The 18,592-nt window shown below is 39.9% G+C and carries 19 protein-coding genes, 3 pseudogenes and 2 other annotated features; of the genes and pseudogenes, 5 read left to right on the top strand and 17 right to left on the bottom strand.

Annotated features, from left to right (window positions below):
* Nucleotides 1-51: 51 nt before the first annotated feature.
* From BM126_RS19450 to BM126_RS19425, 6 genes and pseudogenes are all read right to left on the bottom strand, one after another.
* Nucleotides 52-450 (bottom strand): annotated as a pseudogene (locus BM126_RS19450) (VOC family protein).
* 195 nt (nt 451-645) lie between these two features.
* Nucleotides 646-1,167, bottom strand: a complete 522-nt coding sequence (locus tag BM126_RS19445; RefSeq protein ID WP_177201514.1) for an SMI1/KNR4 family protein — start codon at nt 1,165-1,167, stop codon at nt 646-648.
* Between the two features lie 123 nt (nt 1,168-1,290).
* Nucleotides 1,291-1,380 (bottom strand): annotated as a pseudogene (locus BM126_RS19440) (DUF4440 domain-containing protein); the annotation flags it as partial.
* A gap of 66 nt (nt 1,381-1,446) precedes the next feature.
* Nucleotides 1,447-1,971: a DinB family protein gene (locus BM126_RS19435; protein ID WP_090991084.1), complete on the bottom strand. Its 525-nt coding sequence runs from the start codon at nt 1,969-1,971 to the stop codon at nt 1,447-1,449.
* Nucleotides 1,972-2,127: 156 nt separating this feature from the next.
* Nucleotides 2,128-2,397 carry a hypothetical protein gene (locus BM126_RS19430; RefSeq protein WP_090991083.1) on the bottom strand — a complete coding sequence of 90 codons (270 nt, stop codon included), beginning with the start codon at nt 2,395-2,397 and terminating at the stop codon, nt 2,128-2,130.
* Between the two features lie 89 nt (nt 2,398-2,486).
* A complete protein-coding gene (locus tag BM126_RS19425; protein WP_090991082.1) occupies nt 2,487-2,834 on the bottom strand; it encodes a hypothetical protein in 348 nt (115 codons plus the stop codon).
* Nucleotides 2,835-3,181: 347 nt separating this feature from the next.
* Between BM126_RS19425 and BM126_RS19420 the strand changes: the two genes are divergently transcribed.
* Together BM126_RS19420 and BM126_RS19415 are read left to right on the top strand one after the other, a co-directional pair.
* Nucleotides 3,182-3,616: a GNAT family N-acetyltransferase gene (locus BM126_RS19420; RefSeq protein ID WP_090991081.1), complete on the top strand. Its 435-nt coding sequence runs from the start codon at nt 3,182-3,184 to the stop codon at nt 3,614-3,616.
* A 210-nt stretch (nt 3,617-3,826) separates the two neighbouring features.
* On the top strand, nt 3,827-4,018 hold the full coding sequence (locus BM126_RS19415; RefSeq protein ID WP_090991080.1) for a hypothetical protein: 192 nt from the start codon (nt 3,827-3,829) through the stop codon (nt 4,016-4,018).
* Between the two features lie 174 nt (nt 4,019-4,192).
* Here the strand turns inward: BM126_RS19415 and BM126_RS19410 are convergent, their stop codons facing one another.
* From BM126_RS19410 to BM126_RS19390, 5 genes are all read right to left on the bottom strand, one after another.
* Complete coding sequence (locus BM126_RS19410) at nt 4,193-4,405, bottom strand: DUF3006 domain-containing protein (protein ID WP_090991079.1); 213 nt, start codon at nt 4,403-4,405, stop codon at nt 4,193-4,195.
* Between the two features lie 13 nt (nt 4,406-4,418).
* Nucleotides 4,419-5,756 carry a ComEC/Rec2 family competence protein gene (locus tag BM126_RS19405; RefSeq protein ID WP_090991078.1) on the bottom strand — a complete coding sequence of 446 codons (1,338 nt, stop codon included), beginning with the start codon at nt 5,754-5,756 and terminating at the stop codon, nt 4,419-4,421.
* A gap of 103 nt (nt 5,757-5,859) precedes the next feature.
* Nucleotides 5,860-6,162: a hypothetical protein gene (locus BM126_RS19400; protein ID WP_090991077.1), complete on the bottom strand. Its 303-nt coding sequence runs from the start codon at nt 6,160-6,162 to the stop codon at nt 5,860-5,862.
* A 103-nt stretch (nt 6,163-6,265) separates the two neighbouring features.
* Entirely contained in the window at nt 6,266-6,589 is a 324-nt protein-coding gene (locus BM126_RS19395) for a hypothetical protein (protein WP_090991076.1), read from the bottom strand.
* A 485-nt stretch (nt 6,590-7,074) separates the two neighbouring features.
* Nucleotides 7,075-7,614, bottom strand: coding sequence for a GNAT family N-acetyltransferase (locus tag BM126_RS19390; RefSeq protein WP_090991075.1), 540 nt, complete (start codon nt 7,612-7,614; stop codon nt 7,075-7,077).
* A 415-nt stretch (nt 7,615-8,029) separates the two neighbouring features.
* Between BM126_RS19390 and BM126_RS19385 the strand changes: the two genes are divergently transcribed.
* Nucleotides 8,030-8,407 (top strand): VOC family protein, encoded by a 378-nt coding sequence (locus BM126_RS19385; protein WP_090991074.1) that lies wholly within the window; start codon nt 8,030-8,032, stop codon nt 8,405-8,407.
* A 751-nt stretch (nt 8,408-9,158) separates the two neighbouring features.
* Here BM126_RS19385 and BM126_RS19380 read toward each other — a convergent pair.
* The 6 genes and pseudogenes from BM126_RS19380 to BM126_RS19355 all read right to left on the bottom strand — a co-directional run.
* Nucleotides 9,159-9,977 (bottom strand): carbohydrate ABC transporter permease, encoded by an 819-nt coding sequence (locus BM126_RS19380; protein ID WP_090991073.1) that lies wholly within the window; start codon nt 9,975-9,977, stop codon nt 9,159-9,161.
* The gene (locus tag BM126_RS19375) at nt 9,977-10,840 is read right to left on the bottom strand and encodes a carbohydrate ABC transporter permease (RefSeq protein ID WP_071352055.1); all 864 of its coding nucleotides are present in this window, start codon (nt 10,838-10,840) and stop codon (nt 9,977-9,979) included. Before BM126_RS19375 ends, BM126_RS19380 begins: the two co-directional genes overlap by 1 nt.
* A gap of 71 nt (nt 10,841-10,911) precedes the next feature.
* Nucleotides 10,912-12,153 carry an ABC transporter substrate-binding protein gene (locus BM126_RS19370; protein ID WP_090991138.1) on the bottom strand — a complete coding sequence of 414 codons (1,242 nt, stop codon included), beginning with the start codon at nt 12,151-12,153 and terminating at the stop codon, nt 10,912-10,914.
* Between the two features lie 17 nt (nt 12,154-12,170).
* A complete protein-coding gene (locus tag BM126_RS19365) occupies nt 12,171-13,850 on the bottom strand; it encodes a glycoside hydrolase family 13 protein (protein WP_090991072.1) in 1,680 nt (559 codons plus the stop codon).
* Nucleotides 13,851-13,928: 78 nt separating this feature from the next.
* Nucleotides 13,929-14,939 (bottom strand): LacI family DNA-binding transcriptional regulator, encoded by a 1,011-nt coding sequence (locus BM126_RS19360; protein WP_090991071.1) that lies wholly within the window; start codon nt 14,937-14,939, stop codon nt 13,929-13,931.
* A gap of 158 nt (nt 14,940-15,097) precedes the next feature.
* Nucleotides 15,098-15,438: pseudogene (locus BM126_RS19355) on the bottom strand (HAD family hydrolase); the annotation flags it as partial.
* A gap of 76 nt (nt 15,439-15,514) precedes the next feature.
* Here BM126_RS19355 and BM126_RS19350 point away from each other — a divergent pair.
* Nucleotides 15,515-15,766 carry a transposase gene (locus BM126_RS19350; RefSeq protein WP_090991070.1) on the top strand — a complete coding sequence of 84 codons (252 nt, stop codon included), beginning with the start codon at nt 15,515-15,517 and terminating at the stop codon, nt 15,764-15,766.
* 470 nt (nt 15,767-16,236) lie between these two features.
* Nucleotides 16,237-16,470 (top strand) — a binding site (T-box leader).
* 40 nt (nt 16,471-16,510) lie between these two features.
* Nucleotides 16,511-16,744 (top strand) — a binding site (T-box leader).
* Nucleotides 16,745-17,073: 329 nt separating this feature from the next.
* Nucleotides 17,074-18,285 (top strand): threonine--tRNA ligase, encoded by a 1,212-nt coding sequence (thrS, locus tag BM126_RS19345; RefSeq protein ID WP_090991069.1) that lies wholly within the window; start codon nt 17,074-17,076, stop codon nt 18,283-18,285.
* The last annotated feature ends 307 nt before the right edge of the window (nt 18,286-18,592 follow it).

The raw sequence follows: 18,592 nt of genomic DNA, 5'->3' as shown, positions 1-18,592 counted from the left end.
ATCATAGATGAAAGGGAACTTCCCTCGGAGTTCCCTTTCTAACAAGACTTTTTAAATTTCTATTGTTCCAATGATAGTTTTAATACGTTCTTGCTCTTCGCCCTTATCTAAGTATTCGAAAAACCCAAGTCGATTTCCCCAAGGGTCTGTAAATGTTCCCCATTTCACTGGTACTTCGGGTCTTGAATATATTTCAAAACGATCAATCTTTAAATCTTCAATAAGTCTGTCTCTTTCAGCCTCAATGTTAGTAACTCCTAAACGTATAGGTCCGTTACCCTCGGTAAGAGGTCCTTCTGCGACCTGCAACCAACATCCTGGAATGAGTTCCTACTCAGCAAATCCCTCGTGTGGAGTAAAATCAGGCTTCTTATTAAGCAGTGTTTCATACCACTTTTGCCCTTCTTCAATATTGGCTATTCTAACCTGAGTAGTCATTTCAAAAATCATTTATATCCCTCCTAAATATGTATTATCAAATATAAAAGCACCGTAATTTAGAAATTAATCCTGTAAGAGTTTTCAAGCAGTTCTTAATTGACAGAAGTCCAAATCATGCAAGTCATCAATTTTCACCGAAAAAAAAGACCAAAACAAAAGATTGCCCCGGTCTCTAAATCTTATTTATTTGAAGAAACCACACAGTCAGTCTAATAGAACCGTTTCTGCACTCCATTCCCAATACATGTCGCCCTGGACACGTATCATCCGATCAAGCCAGGTTTTAAAATCGCAATTCAGGTCTTTGATTTCTTCGCCTACAATGAGGATATGCTCACTTTCCAGATTCTTGAGCTTGCTATAATCCATAACAATCGGGCCAACGTCTGTTAAGTAGCCAATCGGAAAGCAATGATTCCGCAGGTACTCAGCAGCAGACAGGGAATCATGTGTTAAGGTAAGCACCATCAATTCAAAATTGAACCGCAGTTCTTCTATGGAAAAGATCTGAAAAGCGGGTCCATATTCATTGGTAAAAAAGTCTGCGCCGTTATGCATCAGCAGAAAATGTTTTAAATCCTCCGGTATGTGCCAGCCCGTTTCGGCAATGACCCTATCTAAAGAATCAGCATCTCCCGGCTCCTTAAACACACATTTGCGCTTCCCGCCCACCTCATTGCTCAGCATGCTGCCTTCATCGAGTTTACTTTTTAAATCTTCTACCATACTTTGAATGGAAAGTCCTCTCATAACTCTCTACACCCCTTTTTCCGGATAAAGATTACTTTCGACATAAAGTAAAAAATTCCCTTCTCGAAATACCTTGTAAATCCACTTTTTGTTAAATAGCTAAAGTGCCGGGCTATTGATTAGATCTGTGCCATAGGAGTTGTCTATCACGCAAAGCCAAGCTCCTTGTGCATTCCTTTTAAACACATAAAAGAGTTATCATCTGCAATAAGCACTTTAATCTTCACCGTTTCCCCTCCAGGTAAAGCATGACTGCTACTCTTGGCCATTCTGCAGTTTTCTTAGCAGGTGAACAATCTGTCCTCTATGATGGGATTCATGTTCAATCAAATGGTACACGACCCATTCAGGTGTCACATCATAACGCTCCAGCACCCTTGCCCTCTGCCAGTCCGCCAAATCCATCGAGCGAAAATGGGAAAGAAACACTTCACGCACCATGTTAAGGCGGCTAATATGTTCCCCCAAGCTTTGTCCCCCAACATGTGTCAGCCTGCCATCTTCCGTACTGAACTCAAAAGGAAATAACGACTGAATCTCTGGATCCCACTCAGACTCCAGTACTTCTGTATACAGCCAATCCGCCTCCACCAGCGCAATATGATAAAGCAGCGAGCCAATACTCTGCCTTTCATCAACCTTCCCGTCAAGCACACGCTGGCTGATTCCGTCTATTTCCTTCAACAAAGTATAACGGACATCCTCCAGGCACCATAACCATCGGCCAATTTCCGCTTCATATCCCGGCAGCGACATGACCTTCAACACTTCTCTTTTCAATGAAATCACACTCCTCTGATAAAGAGTACTTCTATCCAAAGAGGGTGTTTTCCTTTTTTTATAAAATCAGGACACTACAAGGTGAGAACTGTTATGTTCCGAAAAAAAGCACACTTAAAAGGAGCTTGATTAGCAGGCTCCTTTAATATATACTGATTAGTTTTTCATCCAAGTTAACAATCTTACAATCTGGAATGGATCATACGCAGTAATTAAAAAACTAAAGAGGAAAAACACTGCAATAGCGAGAAACTTTATGCTTCCTTGTTCCCTTTTAAACATAGCACCAAAACTTAACAGTAAGCCAATGAACAATACACCAATTCCTGTTATCATTAAAAATTCAAGATTCCCAGAATAAATATAAGAGGAACCCAGGAACAGAACGCCAATAACAGCAAAAATAATGGATATTTTACTAAGCATTTTTATAGAACACCCCTTCTTATACCAGCAATTGTGTGGTAAGCCAATAGGAATGGAACCTTCATCTGATAACCTAGCACTTTTTTCATCTATTGCTTCACTTTTGATAAAATCTCGTCCTTTACATTCTCAGGTTCATCGGTCTCAAATACGACCTTCGAGAACTCCTGATCATCCAGTTCCATGATGACCAAATTACTGTTTTTCTCATATGAAACAAAGCACCATTCTCCGTCAACAAGGAATCTTCCTTCCCGCACACCGAAGCCTGAAGTGCCTACCCGGAAGTTCAGCAAAGGGATGTCAAAGCTTCCAACGCTCACATTTTTAATAGCAGTATAAGGGACCTCCAGTATACTTTTCAAAGCGGCAACACTCGTCATCCCTGTAAAATGAATCACCAATTTATCTTCTTGAAAATCCAGTTTTCTTGCCATATTATTCCTCCCCCTTTCATTTAACAATATATGATGGGAGGGTTTTCATCAATATTTTCATCGTGTTTTTGTCCTAGTAACAATACTTTCGGCAAAAAAAGAGGCAGAGATAAAAAAAGTTGTATTCGGGGCACGATTTTCTTTCGAAAATTTCCATTTATATGGATAATCGATTCATTTCACATCTGATTCGAGCGAAATCCAGCTTCATTAGAGCCAAATCACGGTCCATTCGAGCGAATTGCAGGTTTCCCATTAAAAAGGGTAAAACGGGACGTATTTATGATATTTTATAGATAGGAAAAAAATGTATGATGTGCCGAAACTGTACGAAGGGAATGAGTACTATGGAAATCAGAAAACCATCCGAAAATGAGCTTGAAGAAATCATAAGGCTGTCACCGCAAGCCTTATTTGAAGGAACAGTAGGCAGTTTCATGCCGACTGATGAGAAAATCAACCAGATAGTTCAACCTCTGCTGCAAAAAGGCTGTTATTACTTAATAGCTTCAGAGGAGGATCAGCTGATGGGGTGGATTTTATTAGGTAAAAGTAAAGACCAGTTTACGGATGAAGCAATTGGCTTTATCTACGAACTATATGTAAAACAAGAATTCAGGGGCAAAGGTATCTCCAAGCAGCTAATGAACAGCGGAATCAATAGTCTAAAAAAAGAAGGATACCAGGAAATACGTCTGAATGTATTCTCAGAAAATCAGGCTATTAACCTTTACAAGCAAATGGGATTTTCAGTTAGGAATGTAACAATGAGCTTAGCGTAATACTAGTTCAATAAAAACAGGTGAATAACGGATTCACCTGTTTTTCATTTGTGCATCATAATGGCATCCCGCTCCTGCGTAAATGCCTTGATGTGTATTTCTATAAAAAATAGGGTATTTACTTAGAAAGCAAGTCAGCATTTCTCTTTAATACCTTCTACTAAGTTTTCTTTGTTGCAAAACAAAGAGAGCTTGGCGGGAGGTGATTAGATGAGAAAAGTTGTTGGCATCAAGAGCTTAATCAAATATCTTCATTCAGTTAATTATCCGCTGACTGAGGAGGAAATCCTTGAGCTCATACTTAATAAAAGCATTCCGCATCTTAGACCGCTGTCCGACATGATTGTTTTTAATTTAGATCATGTTGATTCCTGGCTTAGCCAGCAGCAGCACAAGGATTGAGTTATTGAGGCCCTGCATGTTTGCAGGGCCTAATCCATGTGTATATTTCCTCTCCGTCTGTTAAGGATACCTAAAATTTCGTCCTCATAATCAAGGATAAACAAACCACCTGAAAAAAAGCGGCCTTCTGCCCTTATCAGCAGAGCAAAAAAAGAACCATGATTTCTCATGGCTCTATTCAAATAGCTCATTGGCTAATGAATCAATATAGGCTTTGCGCTCTTTCGTTCCGGATTTGTCAATTCGTGCTTTTCCGTTCTCTTTGATCACCACGTCTCCTGCCTGTACGCCTGCAGGAAGTTCTTTTAGCGGAATATCCTCTGTTGATCTGTCTTCTTTTTCACAAACTGCCAGCTCGCCTTCGATACGGTCAACAATATATTTCATTACTTTGCCCTCCTTATTGCGGGATAAATGAAGTTTGGGTGGTGTAGGTTTTGCCATTGGATGTTGCTTCAACGTCTATATTTACTTCATACCCCGCAGCAGCCCTGCTTATTCTTACCTCAAGCGGCGTTCCAACTGTTCCTTCGTAGACGGTGTCTTTGCTTTTATAATGAAAGGTTGCAGTATACTTGGCTCCTGTTATGCCTGTGACCATTAAATGGACATCATGATATTGCTGCGGCGTTTTGTCATCAAGCGCTGCCTTTAATGTACCGGCTTTCGGCTGTGTTTGTTTCGTAACTGGCGGAACAGACGTTTTCGGCATAGCTGGTTTTTTAACTGGCGGCGGTGTGATGGCTGCGGTTCTGCTGCCCGAATGATTTGGCGTCAAAGCTGAAACCGATTTGAACTGAATGTCATTTCCGTCCGTTGTCGCTAAAATGGTTTTGCTTTCATCCGTACGGAAGATTTTTATATCATTTGCTTTTAACAGATTCAATACTTCTTCAGTCGGATGTCCGTAGCTATTGCCTTGGCCTACTGAAATAACGGCATATTTAGGCTTCACCGCATTCAAAAAATCCTGGCTCGTTGCCGTTTTGGCACCATGATGACCTACCTTCAGCACTTGTGCCGAAATATCCTGATTTGACGCTATCATGTCATCTTCTGAGCGGAATGGAGCATCCCCGGTAAACAGGAAGGTGCCCTTTTTCCCGTACGTCAATTTGGCAACAGCTGACCAGTCGTTCATCTCGGAACCATAATTCCTGACCGGTGCAACAAGCTTCATTTCTGCGCCTTTTAGCCCAAGGTCGACTCCTTCTTTTGCCTGCTTCAGTTTAAGTCCCTGATTTTTTACGGCTAATAAAAAGTCTTCATATGTTCTCGTGTCATGAGTAACACGCGGAGTGTATACGTTTTTAACTTTTATGTGATCAAGGACAGTGTCCAGTCCGCCAATATGGTCTGAATCTGGATGGGTAGCAATCATATCATCCAATTCATTTACATGCAGCTGGTTCAGATAGCGTACCACATCGTCCCCTTTATCATTGTTACCGCCATCTATTAATATATTTTCACCTTTAGGCGTCTGAATTAATGTGCTGTCACCTTGTCCTACGTCAAAAAAATAGACCTTTAACACACCTGAAGCTGGTGCAGCATTCGGTGAAGTTTGTGAAGGTTTTTCCTTCGTCTTTTGAGTATTCCCAGACAGTTGGGTGCTGCTGTCTGCCGGCTTCTCTGTTTGTGCCGGTTTGCTTGCTGTTGTATCTGCTCCGCTGCAGCCTGCACCGAACAAAGCAATAGATGCAGTTAGTAAGGCGGCAATCCAATTCTTTTTCATGATGTTTCCCCTCTTTTTTTCTAAGTTGCTGTTATACTGAACTACTTAATTTTAACGCAAGAGGAAATGTTTCTCTAATTCCTTTTTTCCTATTTATATATCTTTAACGCCCGGTAGTGAACTTGTGATGCTCCTCTTCAATTAGCTTAATGAATTTATCTTTTTCGGTGTCCACATTCGTAATCAGTTTAATATTCTTTTCTCTGCTTAAAAATTTCCTTACCCTGCTGTTTTGGCAGATGATATATTCATAGCGGTAATCCCTCTCAAGCTCACAAAACCAGTCTTCTTTTCTTAATCTATTAATGTGCCTGGCAAGTATTTTTTCACGTGATCGTTTAGGAAGCCAATGAAAAACTGCTTCAACAGCAATTTCAAAAAGGAATTCAATGATAAAACTGCCCAAATATAGTCCCTCCCAATCCCCAGGTTCATTTCTAAAATATGTATATTTTATTATAAAGCAAAAAAAGCCGCCGAAGCAGCCTATTATTCATATTACATCTGATTTAGAAATAACTTCTATAATGAATAACAGTAATCAATACAGATAATCCGGTATAAGCGATTCCTGTATAAAAAACAGCACCTGGGGAAAAGGAATATTCCTTATTGTTATGCTCCATTCGTTCAGTGGTCGTAGCTTGGGTATATCCCTCAGCCATTTTTGCAGAAACTCCGCCTTTTGAGGTGAAAAACTTAACTATAACTGTAAGAAGCAGCCCCACAATGAAAGAGTAATCTAAGAAACTGCCTTTAGCTACTGTGCTAACAAAATAGTTCACCGCTAAAAACGCAATTACCGTGAGAAAAACACTAACTATTTTTTTCATTTTCACTCCCCCTATAATTTCCATTATATACTAATTTACAGAAGGTTCATACAGCGTCATAAAAAATATGGAATGATCTTAAAATAAAATCGTGCTCATAAAAAACCGGTCCACTGAGCCTATTTTATGATTATGACTGGATGTACCTTTGGCACCAAATACCTTGACCCTTATCGAATTGGAATTGGCTGCAGTTCTTAGATGTCATTAGATTCTGTAATGAATCAACAACGGTTAGTAACATGGGGAATGATAGCTGCCTGTTCCAGACTGATTCGACTTATGATAGCCAATAGCCAAATTCCTTATTAATTGAGGAATTTGACTTCGTGAAGTTAGGTAAATATTTTTAAATAGCTATAGGCTGATTGGAACGGAAGGTGCGAGACCCCGCAGACGTAAGTCGAGGAGGCTCGCCGCACGCCCCGCGGAAAGCGAAGCATCCCTACGTTCCAATCAGCCGGCCCATATAACAAAGGCACCCATCAAAACAGATACCCTAATAAATCAAGTTCCCCTTCTTCCCAATTGGCTTTCCCCGCTTTTTTAATCATTAGCCCCTCGATGTGTTCGCTCCCTATCCCCTTTGTTTCATGTGTTTCCTGATTGATTTTCAGCCACTTGCATAGATTTTTAACCGGCTGATATCCATTTTTCACATATAGGTTCATCTTATCTGCAAACAATAGGATAAAATCAATCTTGCGCCCCTCGGTAAACGCATCAATTTCCAGCAATAAACTCGAACCCACACCTTGTGACTGCGCATTCCCCGCAACGCATAAATCAATAACACCCAGTATTCTTAAAGGTTTTCCGTTCAGATTCATCACTCTATAATCCAGGCCAGCATGTCCAATAAGCCGATTTTCCTGACCATAGGCAAGAAATCTAAAATGCGGAAGCTGCTTAAAATAAATCCTATTCTTGGGATATATCTCGGGGAAACTGTCATTTAATAGTTCTTCTATTTTTGCAGACAGTTCATTACTGATATCATATTCATGCACGAACTCTATCTTCATGTTACCACCCCTGTATCTATTATTCTAAAAACACAAGAAAAAATCATTCCCCAATCAAAAAAGGTTCTTTCATATATTTGCCTGCAAATTCAGCCGTCCTAATACGGAAATGCTGTTCATAAAATGAGGGCATAGAATCTACTGCAATACGTATCAAACCAGTTATTATAAACAAAAAACCATAAATGAGCTTCCAGAAAATAAGTTTTCCAACAATGTTTTTTTCTTATATATTTTTAGGCTATGTTCTGAAAGATTGTTGCAAGAGTATTAAATTAGTTGAGGACTTTTCCGGCCCTCTTTTTTTGATATTTTCACCTAGACAGCATAATATAATTATTGGTATATTTACCATTATATAGTTTATTTTATATTCAAAAAATTTAGATAGAATAAAATTAAGGAGTTGTTTTCAATGATTGCAAATTCTATTCAGAAGGTTGGACAAATAGGAATACCCGTAAAAAATTTAGAAAAAGCAGTTGGTTTTTACAAGGATTTATTAAAACTTCCTTTACTATTCAGCACAGACTCTATGGCATTCTTTGATTGTGATGGTACTCGCCTTCTTCTTAGCCTTCCTGAAAATGAAGATTTTGCTCAATCAAGTTCTGTCATATATTTTCAAGTTGAGAATATTAAAGAAGTTCATGAAGAATTAATTGAAAAAGGCGTTTATTTTATTGACGAACCACATATAGTTGCAAAAATGGAACAAACTGAAACTTGGATGACCTTTTTTAAAGACACAGAAGGAAATACTCATTCTTTAATTAGTGAAGTCCATATATAACTATTGGGAATTATAAATATCCCATAGTGCAGTATTTTTTCATATTGATAAAGTAAACTTTATCTCTGTAAAGTAAATTCAACCTTACCCTATTAAAAAAACAAAATATAAAAAATCATTTCTTAACGATTGATGTTTTTTGTTTATTTTGTGAGGCAATCCCTCATGAAGTCAGCAGGCCAGTATAACTCAGAATATCTTTTAAATACTCCCCTCCTCTCACCCTTAAATGGTTGTTGTTCCTTAAATCCCTCAGTAACTTCACCTTTTGAATTTAGGTAGAAACTTTATAAATAGCTATAGGCTGATTGGAACGGAAGGTGCAAGACTCCTGTGGGATCAGCGGGAAGGTGAGACCCCGCAGGCGCAGCAGAGGAGGCTCGCCGCCCGCCCCGCGGAAAGCGAAGCATCCTGCAGTGGAAATAGCTGTCCATTATACCCGAGACTATCCTTTAAACACTTTTTGTTTCTTAAATGACTGAGGAATTTGTTCTTCTAAAGTTAGGTGAATATTTTTTTTAATAGCTACAGGCTAATTGGAACGGAAGGTGCGAGACTCCTGCGGGATTAGCGGGAAGGTGAGACCCCGCAGGCGCAGCAGAGGAGGCTTGCCGCCCGCCCCGCGGAAAGCGAGCATCCTGCAGTGGAAATCAGCCGGCCAAAATAACAAAGGCTATCCTTTAAACACTTTTTCACACTCCCGCAAATCTTTTAATTCTCAAAAAAAAAGAAACCGGAAAAATCCGGTTTCTCATTTGATGGCCCCTTTTGTGACTCCGTTGATGATCCACTTTTGCGCGAACAGGTAAACAACGACCATTGGCGCAAGAGCCATGATATAAGAAGCAAAAGCCAGGTTGTAGTTTGTGCTGAATTGTCCCTGGAATACATATTGTACGAGAGGCAATGTAGCTGAATTTTGATCCAATAACACGAGAGGAAGCATAAAGTCATTCCATGCCCAAAGAGCAGTCAGGATGGCAACAGTTGCGTTGATGGGTGTCAATAGAGGGAAAATCACTTTCCAGAACACTCCCCACGTACTGGCTCCGTCCATAATAGCCGCTTCTTCCAGCTCCTTTGGTATCGACTTAATATATCCGACATATACGAAAATGTTGAATGAAAGGCCGTAAACCACATACAGGAGAATAAGCCCGACCATATTATCCAGTCCCCAGTCACTCATTTGCTTCACGATAGGAAGCATGATAATCGGAAACGGGATGAACATGGCGCTGACAAGAAAATAGTATAAGATATTAAAGAAACGTTTATGCATGTTTCTGGCAATTGCATAGGCAACCATTGAATTCGTCAGCAGCGTCAAAATCACGACACTGACTGTAATAATGGCACTGTTTCCAAATGCAGCCCAAAAGTTAGTCATTTGAATGGCTTCGGAAAAGTTTTCAAAGTGCAGCTTATCCGGCCAAGCCAGAACAGATTGTGCCAGCTGCTGCGGATCCTTTAAGGCAATGGTGATGGTTAAGTATAAGGGAATCAGCACAAACAATGCACCAAGCGCGATCAGGATTTGAACGGTCCAATTTGTTTTTGTTTTATTCATTACATGTCAACCTCCCGTTTTTGCAGGAATCTAAGCTGAAGAACGGAAATAACCACAATCACAATGAAATAAATGACCGCATTGGCAGATTGGTAGGCAAAATCTCCTCCCTGGAAACCGCCTTTATAGATCAGATACGAAATTGATTCTGTAGACTGGCCGGGTCCCCCGCCTGTCATCGCCACAATTTGGTCGAACACCATTAAAAAGTTCTTTAATGAAAGCACCATGTTAATCGTAAAGAATGGGGCGATCAGCGGGAATGTAATACTCCAGAATTCACGCCATTTTCCTGTCCCATCAATAGCTGCGGCTTCATAAATATCCGACGAAATCGTCTGCAGGCCAGCCAGGTAAAGGATGGTGTTAAAAGCAATCGATTGCCATGATGCGACAATGACCACACCGATCCAGGCAAGATCCGGGTCTCCGAGAATATTTCTTGATAATACATCAAGATGCAGCGCGTCCCCGATCTGCGGAAGCATATGGGCAAATATGTAGTTAAAAATAAAACCTACAATTAACACACTTAGAATATTGGGCAGAAAGTAAACTCCCCTGAAAAAGCTCCTTGCCTTAATCTTCGAGTTAAGTCCAATCGCAATTAATAGACTTAACACATTTACGATAATGGTCGAAACAATCGCAAATTTAAAGGTGAATAAATAGGCATGAAGCGCCCGGTCATCCTTGAACACATTCAGATAATTCTTTATGCCGACAAAGTTCCAGTCCCCGTAGCCCTTCCAGTCTGTAAAACTATAAAAAATCCCTTTTAAAACCGGAAAAGTATGAAAGATGAAGAACAGTAATACACCGGGCAATACCATAAACAGATAGGCATAATTGCGCTTTTTCATCAATAACCACCCCTTAGAAAGAGAATGGGCATCCAGATGGATACCCTATTTGCTCCATTATGCTTACTTTATTATTTTCGGTTTGCTACCTTATCCCATTCCTTGTCCATTTTTGTCAGGAAGGCATCTTTATTTTTCTTAATAAAGAAGTCCTGTACAATGTTTGGAGCATTTAAGCTTGCTGGGAAGAAGTGGTCGGCATAGCCCGCAATATTTCCGTTTGCAAAACTGTCCTTATAGCCTGCAAGAGTCGGATCGTCCTGTGTTACGCCGTTAACTGCAGAGAATGATTTTTGCTCTTTTGTATAAGTCTGGGCTGAATCCTGGCTTGCCAAAAACTCAATGAATTTATCTGCTTCTTTTTGGTGCTTGGTGGCTTTTGTTTCAGAAAACAGTACATCGATGCCTGATACAAGCTTGTTTTGCTTCACGTCATTTGTAGCAGGGAAAGGGAACACGCCAAGCTTCGCATCAGGATTTGCTTTCAGAATTTCTGGGATTGCCCAGTTTCCCTGAAGATAGAATACGCCTTTACCTTGTGCAAAAGCAGTATTTCCATCACCATAAGCAACGCCCAAGTTGTCTTTGTGTCCATACTTTTCAAGTGTCAGCAGCTTGTCAGCAACCTCACTGTAGCTTTTCTTGAACGTTGTTTTACCGTCTGTTTTATCTTTGGCAAACTGGTCGGCCCCCACTGGAGCAGCAACAGAGTTAAGTGCAACCATTCCAGTCCATGCATCCTTCAGGGTAAAGTAAATCGGAATCTCGCCTGCCGCTTTTGCTTTATCCAAATCAGCGATAAACTCATCCCATGTTTTTGGCGTTTCTTTGATGCCAAGCTTTTCAAATTTGTCTTTGTTGTAAATAACGCCATTCCCGTTTGTTGCATATGGAATTCCGTAAAGTGCACTGCTTTTTTTGTAATCTTTTTTAACCATATCGATGAATGCCGGCTGGATATTATCCTTGAAGCCTTTGTCAGAAAGATCCCGAAGCTCTCCGGAGTCTGCCAGATTCGTGAATGTAGTGTCATCTCCTGAAGCAATGATATCAGGCAGGTCATTCTTTGTTAAACGAGTCTTAATAACTGTACCTGCATCTGGCGGTGAAGTAAGATCGACCGAGATTTTCGGATTCTTTTTCTCAAAATCCTTAATCAATTCTTTGTATGTGTTGGAGTTTTCTACTTTTGTCGAGAAAAATTCGATATGCGTTTTTCCGTCATCCTTCGATCCTCCAGTAGAACATCCTGCCAGTAATGAAGCTCCAATAGACAATGCTGCAACTGTACCTACTAATTTCTTATTCTTCATTTTCAATTTCGCCCCTTTTATGAAAGTTTGTATACGCGTGCTTCATATGGCTTTAATTCAATATGCTGAATATCATTGCTGTCTGTGTGATAGTTTTGAATCAGTATCTCGCTATTTGTATATGAAATATGTTCAGGCAAGTCAAACGGTACTGTTTCAGCCGTAAAGTTGCAGATCACAAGCAGCTTTTCATTTTCCATGCTGCGTGTATACGCATAAATATTCTCGCTATCTTCTAAAATCAGATCATAGGTACCATCGACTATGATGCTGTGTTCCTTGCGAAGGCTAATCAGTTTTTGATAATAGTAGAAAATAGAATCCTGGTCTTCCATCGCCTTTTCTGAATTGATCTCTGTATAATTTGGATTCACATCAATCCACGGCTTTCCAGATGTAAAGCCAGCATATTCCGAGGAATCCCACTGAACTGGTGTCCGGGCATTATCCCTGCTGCGGGCATAGATAGCTGACATCATTTCTTCCTTGCTCATCTTTCCTTCCCCAACAAGTTCGTTATAGGCATTCAGCGTTTCGATGTCCCGGTACTCCTCAATGGTATCGAACGCAACGTTTGTCATGCCGATCTCTTCTCCCTGGTAAATATAAGGAGTTCCCTGCATCATATGAAGAAGGGTTGCCAGCATTTTGGCGCTCTCCACACGATATTCCTGATCGTTTCCGAATCGTGAGACGACCCGGGGCTGATCATGGTTATTCCAGTAAAGACTGTTCCAGCCATCCTCTTCCAGACCCTTTTGCCATCTGGTCAAAATACGCTTAAGCTCCGTCAGCTTCCAAGGACCATTGCTCCATTTGCCTTCAGGGCCGTCACCCAAGCCCATATGCTCAAATTGGAAGACCATGTTCAGTTCATTTCTGTCTCTTCCGGTATATAATTTCGCTTCCTCAGGAGTAACTCCCGGTGTCTCCCCAACGGTAATAATATCGTACTTGGAAAGAACCTCCTGATTCATTTCCTGGAAAAATTCATGGATGCGCGGGCCGTTCATGAAATAAGGGCTTCCATTTCCATATTGCTTCCCGGGCTGTACCTCTCCATCAGGATAGCTTGTATCCTTGGAGATAAAGTTGATTACATCCATACGGAAACCATCAATCCCTTTATCCAGCCACCATTTCATCATGTTATACACTTCACTGCGGAGTTTCGGGTTTTCCCAGTTCAAATCCGGCTGCTTTTTGCTGAAAAGATGAAGGAAATACTCATCTGTAGTTTCGTCATATTCCCATACAGAGCCTTTAAAAGCCGCTTCCCAGTTTGTTGGTGCTGCCCCGTCCTTGCCCGGCTTCCAAATATAATAATCGCGTTTTGGATTATCTTTTGAAGAACGTGATTCAACAAACCATTGATGCTCATCTGAAGAATGATTCACCACCAGGTCCATCATGATTTTAATGCCCCGGTTATGTGCAGCACCTAATAGCTCATCAAAATCCTCCATTGTGCCAAACTCGTCCATGATATCCTGATAATCACTGATATCATAGCCATTGTCATCATTTGGAGATTTGTATACAGGTGACAGCCAGATAATATCGATGCCAAGTTTATGTAAGTAATCCAGCTTGGAAATAATCCCTTGAATGTCCCCTATTCCATCACCATTGCTGTCTTTAAAACTTCTTGGATAAATTTGATACACAACACTATCTTTCCACCACTGCTTTTCCATAGTTTTCCCTCCTGTTTTTAGAAAACGTTTACGTAATTAAGTAAACGTTTACGTTTGTTTAGAAAAAAAGATACGGGGTCAACAAAGTATCTCTTTAACTGTTTCTCTTTCAATCACTTTATGCTGCATGATTCTGCTTTCTGATCGTTCACCAGTCTCCATCATGTTAAACAGCATCTCTGCCGACTTGTTTCCCATATCATACAAAGGCTGTGCAACCGTTGTTAATGGAGGGAACGACATTTCAGCTAACGGCGTATTATCATAGCCGATGATCGACAAGTCATCTGGTATTGAAATACCTTTTTTATAAGCGACAGACATGGCTCCTACTGCGAGTTCATCACTGCAGGCAAAGACCGACGTGACATCAAGTCCCCTTGCAAGTATTTGCTCCATCCCCCGCTTACCGTCACTGTGGCTATAACCGCCAGTGGATACAATAAAGCGGTCATCCGGGGTTAATCCTGCAGACTTCAGGGCAGATTTAAATCCTTCGATTCTGGGTATCCCTGCCACAGGATCGGTCTGTTCTCCTGCTATCATGGCAATTTTCTTATGTCCTTTTTGAATAAGATACTGCGTGGCACTGAAGGCGGCATGATAGTCGTCGACTTTTACATATGGAAGCTGAAACTCATAAGAAATAGTCGAAACCAGGATAATGGGAATCTTCATATCCGCCATCATCCTGTAATAGTCTTCCTCTAGCAATTGACTGACAAAGATGATGCCATCCACCCGCTTTTCCCCGAGGAACTGCAGATATTTCATTGTCCGGTCTCTATTGTTATCCGTATTGCAGACAATGACACTAGAACCCCGTTCATGAACATACTCGTCAATTCCTTCTAAAACTCTTGATGCAAACATATCCAGCAGCCGCGGCATCAATACCCCAATGGTTTCTGTTTTCCCGTTAATTAATCCCCTTGCAATGGCATTAGGCTGATAGCCGAGCTCTTCAATAACCTCTAATACTCTTTTTTTCGTTTTAAGGGAGAAACCTGGTTTATTATTTAAAATCCTAGATACTGTGGCTGTTGAAACATTCGCTTTTTTCGCAACATGCTTAATCGTAGGGTCCATAATTTCCCTCATTTTTCTTTGATTAAATAATTTACGTAAACGGTTACTTAATTTGATTACGCTTTCATATTACTACTTGAAAAAACCTTCGTCAACCAAAATTTCTTAAAATTGATAATCTTTCGCCTCTTTAAAATTCCTGCCTATTCCTCTATAACTTTCCAAAAACCTTTCATACCAATATTTTGAGCAGCCTTAACGTCATATCAGGATGATTCCCCATAAATATGCACTCATTAGCTGATACACCAAGTTTCTGAATATCTTTGCAAAAAATTTCAGGACTTGGTTTTTTATTCCTTCCCATTCAGACATCAATATAACATTAAAGTAGCCTTCAATACCTAAAGCCTTTATCTTATCCATTTGGAATTGACCATACCCATTCGTAATCATACCTAAATAAAGTTTATTATTTTAAGTTCTCCAGCATTTGATTTAGGTTATCAAATGGAACACAATTATTCTTAAATTCATCAAGATAATCCTGAAGTAGCTTGGAGCGTCTACACTTATCTGGACAGAAAAATTAAGGTCACATACACTTGACCTAAAACAGATAAGGGGCTTTAAATATGACAAAACGAGAACGCCGCACATTCACGCCTGAGTTCAAAAAGCAAATGGTGCAGCTGTACCAGAATGGAAAAACGAAACGAGCTATTATTGATGAATATGATCTGACTCCGGCCTCTCTTGACCGCTGGATTCACCAGGATGAAACCTCCGGCTCTTTTAAAGAGATAGACAACCGGTCTCCTGAACAGCGGGAGCTTTTAGCACTACGTAAGGAATTAAAGCAGCTTAGGATGGAGAACGAATTTTAAAGCAAGCTCCGCTGATCATGGGACGAAAGTAAATGTCATTAAGCGAAACAAAGACTAATACTCAGGATGGAGCTGCAAGAGTCATAAACGAAATTTTTAATATGGAATATGACTTTGTATTAAAACGGATAAGCCACTGGATTATTCAGCAAGCGTTTGTTTTGTATTCATAAGCTACTTGTAAATTTAATTAAGCATTTTTCTTTTACAATTTTCATGTATATAATAAGTAAAATGCTCCAAAGGATAAAGCAGTACCAGGCAGTTTTCCTATGGTTTTCCGGCTATACCCATAAGGAGATTGTAGGGAGGACGGGCGACTTTGTGTGACGGTGTAAAATTACACTATGAACTTATATAGATAATTGCTAATCAAAACTGATCGCTTAGTTATTGTATTTCTTTAAATAAACATTTGATTTTTTCCAATATGTGTATTAGAATTGTCAGCAACAACAAATTACAATCTTAATTAAGCTATGAAAAGGACATGAATTATTCTTCATTTTCTTACCAGAGAACAGGGCCACTGGCTGAAAGCCCTGAAGAAAAGTGAATGATTTACCACCTTGGAGCTATTATGGGGAAATGCACTAGTCAAAGTATCTATAATCGGTAAATCCGTTATCTTTTTTGAGCATAAAGCATTTTTCATGTGCGCTTTATGAAATTAGGGTGGAACCACGACCACACTCGTCCCTTTATTTCCGGGAGGAGTGTGGTCTTTTTGTATACAAAATTAAATAGCAGGCGTTGATAAGGACATGAATCATTCTTCGTTTTCTTACCAGAGAACAGGGCCACTGGCTGAAAGTCCTGAAGAAAAGTGAATGATTTACCACCTTGGAGCTATTATGGGGAAATGCACTAGTCAAAGTATCTATAATCGGTAAATCCGTTATCTTTTTTGAGCATAAAGCATTTTTCATTGTTGCTTTATGAAATTAGGGTGGAACCACGACCACACTCGTCCCTTTATTTCCGGGAGGAGTGTGGTCTTTTTGTATACAAAATTAAATAGTAGGCGTTGATAAGGACATGAATCATTCTTCGTTTTCTTACCAGAGAACAGGGCCACTGGCTGAAAGCCCTGAAGAAAAGCGAATGATTTACCACCTTGGAGCTATTATAGGGAAATGTGCCAACCAGAGTATCTATAATCGGTAAATCCGTTATCTTTTTTGAGCATAAAGCATTTTTCATGTGCGCTTTATGAAATCAGGGTGGAACCACGACCACACTCGTCCCTTTATTTCTGGGAGGAGTGTGGTCTTTTTTTATACAATTTAAAATTAGGAGGAATTAAAATGTTTAATCAACTAGAAGCAGAAAAAAGAAATCATCGAAAGCTGGGTCAAGAGCTGGAACTGTTTACTTCGTTAGAGGAGGCCCCAGGAATGCCTTTTTTCTTGCCGAATGGAATGGTAATTCGGAACGAGTTGGAAAATTTGTGGAGAGAAAAACATACAAAGGCAGGTTATCAGGAAATTAAAACACCTATTATGATGAAACAGGAACTTTGGGAGCAATCAGGTCATTGGGATCACTACCATGAAAACATGTACTTCTCTAATGTGGATCATCAAAATTATGCAATTAAACCAATGAGCTGTCCGGGTGCGATATTAATTTTCAACAACAAACGAAGAAGCTATCGAGAATTACCTATCCGTTTTTCCGAACTTGGATTAGTTCACAGACATGAACTTTCAGGCTCTTTAAATGGACTTCTAAGGGTTCGCTCCTTTACTCAAGACGACGCGCACTTATTTATACGTGTTGACCAGATAGAGTCAGAAATTGATAAAATCCTTGTACTAATCGACGAGTTCTACTCTCACTTTGGTTTTGACTATAAGATAGAACTTTCTACAAGACCTGAGGAATATATGGGTTCTAAAGAGATTTGGGATAAAGCTGAATCTGCCTTGGAATCTGTTTTGAAAAGTAAGGAAGTGAATTACCAAGTTAATGTGGGCGATGGCGCTTTTTATGGGCCGAAAATTGATTTTCATATTTTAGATTCTCTCGGAAGAAGCTGGCAATGTGGCACTATCCAATTGGATTTTCAAATGCCACAAAAGTTTGAATGTGCATATGTGGGTGAAGATAATAAACTTCACCGCCCCGTAATGATTCATAGAGCCATTTTTGGTTCTGTAGAACGTTTTATGGCCATTTTAATTGAACATTTTGCTGGGGAATTCCCCCTCTGGCTGTCGCCTGTTCAAGCAAAAATAATCCCTATTTCTGACTCACATGTAGCTTACGCAAATGACGTGAAATCCCAGTTGGAATTAGCAGGGGTACGTGTGGAAGTCGATTCTAGAACTGAAAAGATGGGATTAAAGATTAGAGAAGCTGAAAAACAAAAAACTCCTTACATGCTTATTATAGGTGACAAAGAGATGGAAAACCAATCCCTGGCATTAAGAAAACGTAAAACAGGAAACATTGGTGTGATGAGCATACAAGAAATAATTGAAAAGTTTACTGAAGAAATTCATTGTAGCAGATAAACAGCATTTTAAAGTCCTAAAGAACTATAGTTCTTTAGGGCTTCTCATAAAAATACCTCAAAGCTTAAAATACTTTATTAAACTAAGCTAATCAGGTCTAGGCTGCTTATCCATAAAACTCTCGGCAATGTGAGTCTACTGAGGTACGGGCAATGCTCCCTTAAAATGCTGTTTGATTTAGTGTTGACAATCCAGCTCTGCTGGGGCAATTCCAAAAATGTTAAGTTCATCAACGAGTTGCTGATAAACATTATCTTTCCAAACATACCCTCTACAATCCAATTCTATAAATCCTTCCATATACTTT

This window comes from Bacillus sp. OV322 (assembly GCF_900112495.1).
In the GTDB taxonomy this organism is placed as follows: domain Bacteria; phylum Bacillota; class Bacilli; order Bacillales; family DSM-1321; genus Peribacillus.
The sequence above is the reverse complement of the archived record's forward strand: the minus strand, read 5'-3'. Positions and strand labels throughout refer to the sequence as shown.

Coding starts and splice junctions, on each gene's coding strand:
- BM126_RS19445 (WP_177201514.1), bottom strand. CDS start 1,167: ATGGTAGAAGATTTAAAAAGTAAACTCGATGAAGGCAGCATGCTGAGC.
- BM126_RS19430 (WP_090991083.1), bottom strand. CDS start 2,397: ATGCTTAGTAAAATATCCATTATTTTTGCTGTTATTGGCGTTCTGTTC.
- BM126_RS19425 (WP_090991082.1), bottom strand. CDS start 2,834: ATGGCAAGAAAACTGGATTTTCAAGAAGATAAATTGGTGATTCATTTT.
- BM126_RS19420 (WP_090991081.1), top strand. CDS start 3,182: ATGGAAATCAGAAAACCATCCGAAAATGAGCTTGAAGAAATCATAAGG.
- BM126_RS19415 (WP_090991080.1), top strand. CDS start 3,827: ATGAGAAAAGTTGTTGGCATCAAGAGCTTAATCAAATATCTTCATTCA.
- BM126_RS19410 (WP_090991079.1), bottom strand. CDS start 4,405: ATGAAATATATTGTTGACCGTATCGAAGGCGAGCTGGCAGTTTGTGAA.
- BM126_RS19405 (WP_090991078.1), bottom strand. CDS start 5,756: ATGAAAAAGAATTGGATTGCCGCCTTACTAACTGCATCTATTGCTTTG.
- BM126_RS19395 (WP_090991076.1), bottom strand. CDS start 6,589: ATGAAAAAAATAGTTAGTGTTTTTCTCACGGTAATTGCGTTTTTAGCG.
- BM126_RS19390 (WP_090991075.1), bottom strand. CDS start 7,614: ATGAAGATAGAGTTCGTGCATGAATATGATATCAGTAATGAACTGTCT.
- BM126_RS19385 (WP_090991074.1), top strand. CDS start 8,030: ATGATTGCAAATTCTATTCAGAAGGTTGGACAAATAGGAATACCCGTA.
- BM126_RS19380 (WP_090991073.1), bottom strand. CDS start 9,977: ATGAATAAAACAAAAACAAATTGGACCGTTCAAATCCTGATCGCGCTT.
- BM126_RS19375 (WP_071352055.1), bottom strand. CDS start 10,840: ATGAAAAAGCGCAATTATGCCTATCTGTTTATGGTATTGCCCGGTGTA.
- BM126_RS19370 (WP_090991138.1), bottom strand. CDS start 12,153: ATGAAGAATAAGAAATTAGTAGGTACAGTTGCAGCATTGTCTATTGGA.
- BM126_RS19365 (WP_090991072.1), bottom strand. CDS start 13,850: ATGGAAAAGCAGTGGTGGAAAGATAGTGTTGTGTATCAAATTTATCCA.
- BM126_RS19360 (WP_090991071.1), bottom strand. CDS start 14,939: ATGGACCCTACGATTAAGCATGTTGCGAAAAAAGCGAATGTTTCAACA.
- BM126_RS19350 (WP_090991070.1), top strand. CDS start 15,515: ATGACAAAACGAGAACGCCGCACATTCACGCCTGAGTTCAAAAAGCAA.
- thrS (WP_090991069.1), top strand. CDS start 17,074: ATGTTTAATCAACTAGAAGCAGAAAAAAGAAATCATCGAAAGCTGGGT.